The organism is Bifidobacterium sp. UBA6881, from assembly GCA_002451435.1.
Lineage (GTDB): Bacteria > Actinomycetota > Actinomycetes > Actinomycetales > Bifidobacteriaceae > Bifidobacterium.
In genome coordinates this window covers 19140-29817 of the sequence record DKCF01000042.1, presented here as the reverse complement: position 1 = coordinate 29817, position 10678 = coordinate 19140, and the positions used below count along the sequence as shown (strand labels likewise).

Genomic DNA, 10678 nt, shown 5'->3' with positions numbered 1-10678 from the left:
ACTAGGCTTCGGAGAGCGCCTCGACCGGCGGGGTGTTCGCCGCACGATGCGCGGGAAGCACGCTGGCCAGAAGCGCGGCCACGACCGAGACCATGAGCACGATGCCGTTGGCGCCCCATTCGAAGGGGAAGACGACCGTGCCGAACTGTTCGAGCACCACATACGCGCCGAGCCATCCGAACAATGTGCCGAGCAGGATGCCGGACACGCCGGATACCAACGCGATAAGCAACGCCTCCACTGCCAATGACGCACGCAGTTGGCCTCGCGTCATTCCGATGGCGCGCAAGGTCGCGGATTCGCGGGTGCGTTCGATCACCGACAGCGACAACGTGTTGGCGACGCCGACGAGGGCGATGAGCACGGCCACCGCGATGAGTCCGACCATGAGCATCATCATGGAATCGACCATCTGCGCCCATTGCAAACGTTCGGCGACGGGCCCGGAGACGGTCGCGTTCGTGCTGTCCGCCAATGCCTCCTGCACCTGCGTGTAGACGTTGTCGACGGAGACGCCCGGCTTGTCGGTGTCGGTTTTGACCAGCAGCATATGCGTGGTGGCGTCAAGGCCACCGTCGGAAAAGTGGCGTTCGTCCACGAATCCGACCGCCGCGTAATCGCCGGAGACCCTTCGATAGTCGTTCTGCTCGGCGTGCAAGGTGAGCGTATGCTCGGCCTTCCCGTCATGCATGGCCTTGAATTCGGCATTGCCGCCGGCGAAGGCGAATCGCTTGCCGGTCAACGCGTTGTATCGCGGCATGAGCACGTCGTTCGGCGTGATGTTCGCATCGTCGAGCCGCGCGCGCATCACATGCCGCACCTGGTCGGCGTTCCTCACACCGACCAGCAGCACCTGTCCGCCCGGCTCGTCATCGGTTCCGTCGAGGGTTACCACCGTCGCGGGAGCGTACAATGCGGCGTCCACACCATCGATGCCGGTCACGTCATCGGCCATGCTCCGGCTTATGTCGTCGCCCACGGCCACGATGTCCACGCTGTATCGGGTGGCGATCGCATCGTTCATCGTCTGTTTTGAGCTGGCCGCTCCCGTCGCGATGGTGGAGACCAACGTGACGCCGATCAGCAATGCCGTGCCGGTCGAGGCGATGCGGCGCGGATTCTTCCGGATGTTCGCGTTCGCCACTTTTGCCGAGGGGCCTGCCAAGGCCGCAAGAACGCCGACGCCTTTCATCAGGACCGGCAGCCAGAAGACCGCGGTGACCACCATGCCGAGGAACGTCGACGCGGCGCCCGCGATGGCCATCATCAGCGTCACGGAGTATTGGGCTTCGTCCGCGGCGCCGCCGTCAGCAGACTGGATCCGCCATATCGATACGGCCGCCAATGCGATGCCGGCGACGATCAGCAGGACGCCGATCGACGCACGCGCGATGCCGCCGCGACGACGGTCGACCGTTTCAATCGGGCGCAGCGCCTCCAATGGGGTCACGGAGGTCGCGGACCGCGCGGATCCGAGGGAGGCCAGTATCGTCATGATGGCGCCGAACGCAATCGGCACCGCGAACACCTGCCAGGAGATCACGAGCCGCATGTTCTGGCCGGTGACGCCGCTTGCGCACAATGCCCACATGAGCAGCACGCCAAGGCCGACACCGAACGTCGATGCGATGAGACCGAGCACCGCGGCTTCGAACAATACGGATCCATGCAGCTGGTTTTTCGTCGCGCCGACGGTGCGCAGCAGGGCAAGCGTTCGTCTGCGCTGCGCGACCAGCACTTGGAAGGTGTTGGCGATCACCAGGGCCGCGACCAGCATGGCCAGCACACCGAAGCACATCAGGAACTGGGTGACGACATCGGCCCCGTTGCCAAGCGATTTGAGATTCTGTTCGCCGGCCTGCTGCTTCGCCATCAGCGTGAAATGCTTCGGCAGCAGCCGGTTGACGGCATCGAGGGTTTTCGCCGCGACTTCGTTGCCGTTCTCGGACAGGTCGAGGTAGACCGTCATCGCGTTGACGGTGTTGAAATCGTCGGCCCCCTGCATCAGCGCGAGAAGATTGTCGGATCCCACGATCGCGCCGCCGTAGTACGAGTAGGCGCCGTTGGGATCGGTGGCGATGCCGACCACGCGCACTTGTTCGGCTTTGGCTTTGGCGCCGTCGCCGGACGCGGCGGTGCGGGACGCGATGTCGACGGTGTCTCCGATATGCGCGTCGAGCTGCGCGGCAAGCGATTTCGGCAACGCCACCTCATTCGAATCCTTTGGCTGGTCGCCTTGCGTGATGGTGACCGGCAGCATGGCCTTGTCTTTCGCGGTGGAGATGAGTTCGCCACTGACGTGCTTGCCGTCTTTGGACACGTTCACGCCGGTTTCCGTGGAGACGCGCACGCCGTCGACGCCTTCGGTGCCGCGCAGCTGGTCGATGTGGAAATCCCCGACCGTCGTGGCGTATGCCGCGTTGAGTTCCTTGTCGTTCAACGCGGATGAGTCGAGCGTGATGGAGTAGTTGGAGTCGCCGAACATGGCCGTCGTCTGGCGGATCAGGGAATCCTTCATGGCGTTGCCGAACAGGAAGGTGCTGGCGATGAACGCAGCGCCGATCATGATGGCGATGCCTGCGGGAATGAGCATGCGCTTGGTTTTGCGCATCAGTTTCAATGTTATGGACCACATGGTTCTGCTGTTCCTTCTTCTTTCGCGGATTTCGACGTCAGCGTCCGTGGCGTGGCAGGGCGGGCGCAACGCCGCCGGCCGCTTCACGTTCCTTCATCAGCAGTTCGCTCATGAGGTCCGCCGTCGGCTGGTCCGCATCGGCAACGATGCGTCCATCCGCGAATACGATGGCTCTGTCTGCGTATGATGCCGCGACCGCGTCGTGGGTGACCATGATGATGGTCCGGCCGAGCTCGTCGACGGATTTTCTGAGGAAATCCAGCACTTCGGCGCTGGAAACCGAATCGAGGTTGCCGGTCGGCTCGTCGGCGAACACGAGTTTGGGCTTGGTGATCAACGCGCGTGCGATGGCGACGCGCTGCTGCTGGCCGCCGGACAGTTCGTTGGGACGATGGTCCAGACGTTCCTTCAATCCCAGTGTCTCGACCAGCAGACGCAGCCATTGCGCGTCGGGTCTGCGGCCCGCCAGGGTCAGTGGCATGACGATGTTCTGGCGCGCGGTGAACATCGGCAGCAGGTTGAAGCTTTGGAAGATGAAGCCGATGTCGTGCCTGCGCAGCAAGGTCAGCTGCTTGTCGTTCATCTTCGTCAGATCGCGGCCGTCGAACATGATGCGCCCGCCTGTGGCCGAATCGAGTCCGGCGAGGGTGTGCATCAACGTGGATTTGCCGGAACCGGACGGTCCCATGATGGCGGTGAATCTCCCCCGTTCGAAGGCCACGCTCACATTGCGCAACGCATGCACCGCGTTTGCGCCGGTACCGTAGTCTTTGACGAGATCGATGGCTTCTATGGCCGTGTCGTTCGATTTGATGACGTCTCTGATGTCCATGCCGTCGTCCTTTCCTTGGAATCACTTCCAAGGTACGGAACGACGGCATCCGCGAACATCATGCGTCGGGGTGAATCCTCATCTCATCCTTGAGTATGAGTACGTCCGGGAATTTCCCGATGTGCCCGGACGCCGAACCCCGTCACAGCCAGAACATCAGCCAGACGCTGCCGCCGATGGCGAGCACCGTGACGGCGAGGACGATCCAGTCGACGGCGCGCATACGCAGCGCCACACGGTAGGTGCGGCGCGCGTTGTTGAGGTTGAGTCCGCGCGATTCCATCGCCCATCCCACGCTTTGGCTCATTTTGTACGCGCGGATGAGCACCGCGACGATGATCGGCAGATACGACCTGAATCTGCCGACGAGTCGAGTGAACACGTTGCGTTTGTTGCCGGTCGCGTCGGTTTTGCCGCCCAGGTCGAGTCCGCGGGCGCGTTGGGCGGCCGACACGGATTGGAAGATGGAGAAGAACACGGGAATGTAACGCAGCGTCGTGGCCAGCGTCAATCCGGCCTTGTACGGCATGCCGAGGGCGGTCATGCCGCGAATGAGCCTGGTCTGGCTGGTGGTGAACAGCGTGAGGAAGCAGGCGAAACCAAGCGCGGGAATGCGCAGCCCCATCACCACGGCCATCAGCAGGTTCTCCCGGGTGAGTCTGAACCATCCCCACTGGAGGAGCACATGCGTGCCTCCGGTATCGAAAACAGGCCATAGCACGACGATGAGCACGATGATCACCGCGAGGATCTTCCACACCCATGCGATGCGTTCCGCGGGAATGCGGTCGGTGACGAGCATCACATGCTCAAGCACCAACGCACCCAGGATGAAGGCCCAATTGCGCCATACGAGGCACAGCACGAGCAATGCCACGGTGATGAGGAATTTCACACGTGGGTCGATGCGATGCAGCCAGCCGTCGCCCGGCACATACAGATCGGCGTCCATCAGTGTTCCTCCTCATGTTTCGTGACCTTCAGCAGTACATGCGTCGCGGATACGGGACCGTGTGACTTGCGTGGCTTGCGTTGGCGGCGCGTCTGCGGTTGCTGCGTCCGCTCGGTACGGTCGATCGGCCCGTATTGCACGACATGGCCGTCATCCATTTCCAGCACGTGGGTGCAGTACCGGTACACCGCGCGCATGTCGTGGCTGATCATGATCACGGTGACGCCGTGACTGTTGAGTTTCGCCACCGCACCGAGGAAGCGCGCGGCGAGCCTGTGGTCCAATCCCGCGGTCGGCTCGTCGAGCACCAGAATGGGCGTGCGCATGGCGATCACCGACGATAGCGCGACGGCCCTGCGCTCTCCGTAGCCGAGCGTCGCCGGCGAGACGTTTTCGTAGCGGTGCAGGTCGAACAGAGTGAGCATCTCATCGACGCGTTTGAACACGGTGGCGCCGTCCAGTCCGAGCGCCGTCGGTCCGAATGCGATCTCGTCCTTGGTGGTGGAGCAGAAAATCTGATGGTCGGGATTCTGGAATACGAAACCGACATGGGCGGCCATTTCGCCGACGCTGTGGTCGCCGACATCGAGTCCGTCCACGACCACGCTGCCCTTGACCGGACGAATCAATCCGTTCAGGTGCTTCGCAAGCGTGGTCTTGCCTGAGCCATTGCGTCCGACAAGCCCGACGAAAGCGCCCCGTTCGATGCGCACGCTCACATCGTCGAGCGCCAAGGACGCGTTGCCGCCGTGCTTGTAACGGTACGAGACATGGTTCAAGCTGATGACGGGGTCCTTCGGCTCATCATGGTCTTTCCGCGCAAGCGCCTTGACTACGGGGACGGGGCCTTCGTCCACGCGGACACCGGAGGATTCCAGCAATCCCCTCTCACGGGTGAACAGACTGGTGTCGTCGTTGCGGATCAGCTCGCCGTTGACCATGAACAGCACCTGATCCGCCCAATAGGCGATGTGTTCGGTGTCCTGCTCGGCGATGATGACCGTCATCGCGCGGGTCTGGCGAATGCGTTCCAACGCATCGAAAACCTCTTGACGTCCCTCGGGGTCAAGCGCCGCCGTCGGCTCATCGAGGATCAGCACATCGGGTTCGGCCGCGAGCGCCGCCGCGATGGCGACGCGCTGCATCTGCCCGCCGGACAGACTGGTGGGCACGCGCTTGCGGTATCCGGTCATGCCGACCAGATCGAGCATGACGTCGATCTGATGGTCAATGATCTGCGGGTCCACGCCCCGGTTCTCCAAAGGGAATGCGATTTCGTCCTCGACCGTGGCGCAGAACAATTGGGATTCGGGGTCCTGCTGCACATAGCCGACGCGTTCCGACAACGCGGATACGGAATGATGGCTGGTGTCCATTCCGTTGATTTCCACCGTGCCGGTCATCGTGCCATCCGCCAGATTCGGGATGATGCCCGCCAAAGCCATGCACAGTGTGGATTTGCCCGCGCCGGTCGGCCCGATGATGCCGACGAATGAACCGGAATGGATGTCGAAGGTGACGTGTCTGAGGCTTTCGACCGGTTTGGCGCCATCGGTCAGCGGCGCGTACCTCCACCCCAAATCACGAACCGTGATCATGCTTTCACCTCATATTCCCCGAAGGTTTGCCGAAAGACCCTTGCCGCATTCGACGGGCAAACCCGTGAATCGCCGTTCCCGGCAATCCCACGGGCCTGATGTCCCACAAAGTATAAATGTATCACTCACCGTGCTTGACGCCGAGGTTGCCCATGCGCACCAACGGCGGATACGCCTTGCGCACCGCGGAGAACAATGCGGCGCCCACGATCAATCCAACCACCATCTGGAATGAATTGCCCACGATCTCACCCAAGGCGGGGCCGAAACCGGAGAGGATGCCGCCGGCGATGAAGTAGCCGAACACCTTCCAGATGCCCGCGACGAGCGAGCCGACGACGATGTTCACCGGCTTGAATGTTCTGATCAGCGATCCGGCCAGCACCGCCTGGGCGCCGTCGATGATGAAGGTGAAGACGGCCCATTGCGGATATCCGGAAATAAGGTCGGACAATGCCGGGCCAAGCCCGCCGATGATGCCGCCGACCCATGGCCCGAACGCATAGGCGCTGAAGAAGATCATGGTGTCCGACAGGTTGAGGTATCCGCGAGTCGGAGTGGGAATCTTCACGAACATGGTGAGCACGGTGGTGACCGCGGTCATGATGGCGACCAGCGGAATGGCGTTGGCGCCCAGGGTCTTCCTCGCGCCTTTTCTGATTTCCTGAACCATAATCCCTCTTCTTTTCTTGCCGGACGCGCGCCGACGAATCACGCATGCCGCGATTTCCGAAGCATGCGTTCGCGCGGGGCTTCCTCCATGCCGCGTTTCCGTGGCGTCTCTTCGCAATGCCTTGCATCCTATACCGCGTGGGATACAAGCGCTTGCCCCCTGTGCATGCGTAAAGGCGGTTCAGATGGGCGAACCTGTGACATGGTTTCGCACATAAGGAAACGCGGTCGCCGCCGACGCGCGACAGGGCGGGCGGTCCATGGCTTTTCCATGGACCGCCCGCCCTGTTGGTTCCAATCGTCTAATATCTCACGCCGGAATGTCTATTGAACCGCCGTGGTCGTCCGCGACGGTCACTTGGCCAGGCCGGATTCGCGCAGGGCCTTGAAGCCGCCTTCGAGGTCCTCGATGATGTCGTCGATGTTCTCGATGCCGATGGACAGGCGGATGGTGCCCTGGTGAATGCCCTGGTCCTCAAGCTCCTCCACGGTCTCCTGGGAGTGCGTGGTGGAGGCCGGGTGGATCACCAGGCTCTTGGCGTCGGCGACGTTGGCCAGCAGGCTGAACAGGTGCAGGTTGTCGATGAACACACGTGCCGCGTCCTTGCCGCCCTTGATGTCGAAGGTGAAGATGGAGCCGCCGCCGTTCGGGAAGTACTTCTTGTACAGCGCGTTGTCCTTGCGGCCTTCGATGGACGGATGGGAGATGGATTCGACCTCCGGAACGGTCTTCAGGTAGTCGATGACCTTCAGGGCGTTCTGGACGTGGCGCTCGACGCGCAGGGACAGGGTCTCCGTGCCCTGCAGCAGCAGGAACGCCGCGAGCGGGGACAGGGTGGCGCCGGTGTCGCGCAGCAGGATGGCGCGCACACGGGTCACGAACGCGGTTCCGCCAAGCGCCTCGTAGAAGTTGAGGCCGTGGTAGGACGGATCCGGCTCGGTCAGGGTCGGGAACTTGCCCGGCACCTCGGCCCAGTTGAAGTTGCCGCCTTCGACGATCACGCCGCCGAGGGTGGTGCCGTGGCCGCCGATGAACTTGGTCGCGGATTCGACCACGACGTCGGCGCCGTGCTCCAGCGGACGGAACAGGTACGGGGAGGCGAAGGTGTTGTCCACGATCACCGGAAGGTGGTGCTTGTGCGCGATGGCGGTGATGGCCTCGAAGTCCGGCAGGTCGGCGTTCGGGTTGCCGAAGGTCTCGAAGTAGACGAGCTTGGTGTTCTCCTGGATGGCGTCCTCGAACTCCTGCGGGTTTTCGGCGGAGACGAAGGTGGTGTTCACACCGTCGCGCGGCAGGGTGTGGCGCAGCAGGTTGAAGGTGCCGCCGTACACGTTCTTGGCTGCGACGATGTGGTCGCCGGTCTGGGTGATGTTGCGCACCGCGTATTCCACCGCGGCCGCGCCGGAGGCGACGGCCAGGCCGGCGGTGCCGCCTTCGAGGGCGGCGATGCGGTCTTCGAACACGGCCTGGGTGGAGTTGGTCAGACGGCCGTAGATGTTGCCCGGGTCGGCCAGTCCGAAGCGTGCCTCGGCGTGGTCGAAGTTGTGGAAGACGTAGCTGGTGGTCTGGTAGATCGGGACCGCGCGGGAATCGGTCACCGGGTCGGCCTGCTCCTGGCCGACGTGCAGCTGCAGGGTTTCGAAGCGGTAGTTCTTGTTGTCTGCCATGATGTCGCTCCTTGGTGGAAGTGGATGGTCTTTTCGTTCTGTTCGGTCACCCGCCTTGCCGTGTAAGGCGGTTGGCCGGGTGTTGGTAGTGACAATAAACCGATTGCCGAGCGCGACGCAAGCCAACCGTTATCGCGCTTGCCTATACCCCTTTATAAACCGTTGGCGTTATTACCTTTTCACGCTTCTCCGATTTCCTGAAAACGGCTTGGAAAATCCACGACACGCCGATGCAACGGCCATCGGGGAACCGGCAATCGGACCGTTGACGGAACATGGTCGCGCCGATGGCTAGAGTCGGTGGACGAACAATGTAAGCGAGGTTCGATATGAGTGATGAGATTCTGTACGACCGCGATCCGCGGTATATTCCGCGCGTCGCCGCGGTGCACGACATGTGCGGCTACGGCAAGTGCTCGTTGACGGCGGCGATTCCGATCCTGTCGGCGGCGGGCTGCGACGTGTGCCCTGTGCCCACCGCGTTGTTCTCCGCGCACACGCGCTACCAGGTATTCACGTTCCATGACACGACAGAGATCCTGGACGGCTATCTGGACGCGTGGCGCAAGGAGAACGTGGACCTCGACGGCGTGTACTCCGGTTTCCTCGGTTCCGCCGACCAGGTCGCGATCATCAAGCGCCTGTATGCGGAATATCCGCATGCGCTGCGATTGGTCGATCCGGTGATGGGCGACGGCGGCGAGACCTACCCCACCTATACTCCGGAGCTGTGCGAGGCGATGTGCACGCTGGCCGACGGCGCGGACGTGCTGATGCCGAATCTGACCGAGGCTTCCATTCTGACCGGGCGCGACTACGCGGGCCAGAACATCGATGACGCGCAGGTGGATGCGACGCTCGACGCCTTGCTGTCCTCCGGCGCGAAGAACGTCGTGCTGAAGGGCATCGACCGAGGTGACGGCAAGATCCGCAATTATGTGGCTTCCTCTTCGACGGGCTCGGCCGGCAAGCGGGAACTTGCGCACGACAAGCTGCCGTTCATGACGCATGGAACGGGCGACGCGTTCGCCTCCGCACTGTGCGGCGCGGTGATGGCGGGCAGGCCATTGGCCGAATCGGCGCATATCGCCGGGGAATTCGTCCGCCATGCGATGGAAAGCACGCAGCACCAGCCACGCCATGAGGAACGCGGCGTGAGCTTCGAACTGAATCTGGGCGAATTGACCGGGTTGGCGCGACGCTGATTGGGCGATGCCGGAGCGGAACGCCGGGAACGGCCGTTCCGCCGCCCCGCTCCAAACCGGCAATGACGCCGGACGTGCCCGTGGGCGGTCAGGACCTGTGGATGCGTGTGGATAGCGCGTAATTGTCCACATCCCATCCACAACACGCCAGGAACCTTTCGACTTATGCACATTCGCCGCCGCGCCTTGCGCAGGAACGCGATGCTCTGATGGACTTGAACCATGAACACCGCAACATCATCAGGCGCTCCGACCACGACGCAGCGGCCGGAGGAAAGACTCGAACCCATCGCACGACGGCTGTGCGAAGGCACCCTGCGCGCACGCCGTGTGGGCGAACTCGGCGAAAGCTATGCCGCGGCATGGCTGAGCCACCAAGGCTGGCGCATTCTCGACCGCAATTGGCATTGCCGTTACGGCGAACTCGACATCGTGGCGCGCGACGAGACGGGACGCATCGTCTTCGTCGAGGTCAAGACGCGACGCACTTTGCGCTATGGCACGCCCCAGGAGGCCGTGACGCCGGCCAAACAGATCAACCTGCGCCACGCCGCCGTGCAATGGCTGGCCGCGCCCGAGCACCGGTCGCGGAACAATGGCGTGCGATTCGACGTCATCAGCGTCATCGTGCGGGGCGACGCTCCGCTGGTCCACCACATCAAGGGAGCGTTCTGATGGCAATCGGCAGCGCGCTTTCCGTGGGGCTGGTCGGATTGAAGGCATTCACCATCCAGGTCCAGGCCTTCGTCTCCCCCGGTCTTCCGTATTTCTCCATCATCGGACTTCCCGACATGTCGCTTTCCGAAGCGCGCGAACGGGTGAAATCCGCATGCCAGGCCAGCGGCTTCAAATGGCCCGAGACCCGAGTCACCGTGAATCTTTCACCGGCCTCCATGCCCAAACGCGGATCGTCCCATGATCTGGCGATCGCCGCAAGCGTGCTCAGCGCGTCGGGCGCGATCGCCGCCGACTGCCTCGCCGACACCTTGGTGCTGGGTGAGGTGAATCTCGACGGCTCGGTGCTGCCGATCAATGGACTGTTGCCGATCATGCTGCACGCGCGGGAACAGGGCATCGCCAAAATCATCGTGCCGCAGGACAACCTGGACGAGGCCG

General features: G+C 62.8%; 9 protein-coding genes. 3 read left to right on the top strand and 6 right to left on the bottom strand.

The window, feature by feature from the left end; genetic code table 11:
- Window position 1 precedes the first annotated feature (1 nt).
- From B3C64_RS03585 to B3C64_RS03560, 6 genes are all read right to left on the bottom strand, one after another.
- Complete coding sequence (locus tag B3C64_RS03585; RefSeq protein WP_291533788.1) at window positions 2-2635, bottom strand: ABC transporter permease; 2634 nt, start codon at window positions 2633-2635, stop codon at window positions 2-4.
- 37 nt (window positions 2636-2672) lie between these two features.
- Window positions 2673-3467 (bottom strand): ABC transporter ATP-binding protein, encoded by a 795-nt coding sequence (locus B3C64_RS03580; RefSeq protein ID WP_291533787.1) that lies wholly within the window; start codon window positions 3465-3467, stop codon window positions 2673-2675.
- Window positions 3468-3609: 142 nt separating this feature from the next.
- Complete coding sequence (locus B3C64_RS03575) at window positions 3610-4419, bottom strand: energy-coupling factor transporter transmembrane component T family protein (protein ID WP_291533786.1); 810 nt, start codon at window positions 4417-4419, stop codon at window positions 3610-3612.
- On the bottom strand, window positions 4419-6017 hold the full coding sequence (locus B3C64_RS03570) for an ABC transporter ATP-binding protein (protein ID WP_291533785.1): 1599 nt from the start codon (window positions 6015-6017) through the stop codon (window positions 4419-4421). The genes B3C64_RS03575 and B3C64_RS03570 overlap by 1 nt, the downstream gene beginning before the upstream one ends.
- Window positions 6018-6138: 121 nt before the next feature.
- Entirely contained in the window at window positions 6139-6690 is a 552-nt protein-coding gene (locus B3C64_RS03565) for an ECF transporter S component (protein WP_291533784.1), read from the bottom strand.
- Window positions 6691-7043: 353 nt separating this feature from the next.
- Entirely contained in the window at window positions 7044-8357 is a 1314-nt protein-coding gene (locus B3C64_RS03560; RefSeq protein WP_414632158.1) for an O-acetylhomoserine aminocarboxypropyltransferase/cysteine synthase family protein, read from the bottom strand.
- A 329-nt stretch (window positions 8358-8686) separates the two neighbouring features.
- On the opposite strand from B3C64_RS03560, the gene B3C64_RS03555 reads away from it, so the two are divergent.
- The 3 genes from B3C64_RS03555 to B3C64_RS03545 form a co-directional block, all read left to right on the top strand.
- Window positions 8687-9562, top strand: coding sequence for a pyridoxamine kinase (locus B3C64_RS03555; protein ID WP_291533783.1), 876 nt, complete (start codon window positions 8687-8689; stop codon window positions 9560-9562).
- 222 nt (window positions 9563-9784) lie between these two features.
- Window positions 9785-10237: a YraN family protein gene (locus B3C64_RS03550; RefSeq protein ID WP_291533782.1), complete on the top strand. Its 453-nt coding sequence runs from the start codon at window positions 9785-9787 to the stop codon at window positions 10235-10237.
- A partial coding sequence (locus tag B3C64_RS03545) for a magnesium chelatase domain-containing protein (RefSeq protein WP_291533781.1) occupies window positions 10237-10678 on the top strand: 442 nt, incomplete at its 3' end. The genes B3C64_RS03550 and B3C64_RS03545, both read left to right, overlap by 1 nt.

What these genes read in the sequence shown, in the direction of transcription:
- B3C64_RS03550 (WP_291533782.1), top strand. Translation starts at nt 9,785, where the DNA reads ATGAACACCGCAACATCATCAGGCGCTCCGACCACGACGCAGCGGCCG.
- B3C64_RS03565 (WP_291533784.1), bottom strand. Translation starts at nt 6,690, where the DNA reads ATGGTTCAGGAAATCAGAAAAGGCGCGAGGAAGACCCTGGGCGCCAAC.
- B3C64_RS03580 (WP_291533787.1), bottom strand. Translation starts at nt 3,467, where the DNA reads ATGGACATCAGAGACGTCATCAAATCGAACGACACGGCCATAGAAGCC.
- B3C64_RS03570 (WP_291533785.1), bottom strand. Translation starts at nt 6,017, where the DNA reads ATGATCACGGTTCGTGATTTGGGGTGGAGGTACGCGCCGCTGACCGAT.
- B3C64_RS03555 (WP_291533783.1), top strand. Translation starts at nt 8,687, where the DNA reads ATGAGTGATGAGATTCTGTACGACCGCGATCCGCGGTATATTCCGCGC.
- B3C64_RS03575 (WP_291533786.1), bottom strand. Translation starts at nt 4,419, where the DNA reads ATGGACGCCGATCTGTATGTGCCGGGCGACGGCTGGCTGCATCGCATC.
- B3C64_RS03560 (WP_414632158.1), bottom strand. Translation starts at nt 8,357, where the DNA reads ATGGCAGACAACAAGAACTACCGCTTCGAAACCCTGCAGCTGCACGTC.
- B3C64_RS03585 (WP_291533788.1), bottom strand. Translation starts at nt 2,635, where the DNA reads ATGTGGTCCATAACATTGAAACTGATGCGCAAAACCAAGCGCATGCTC.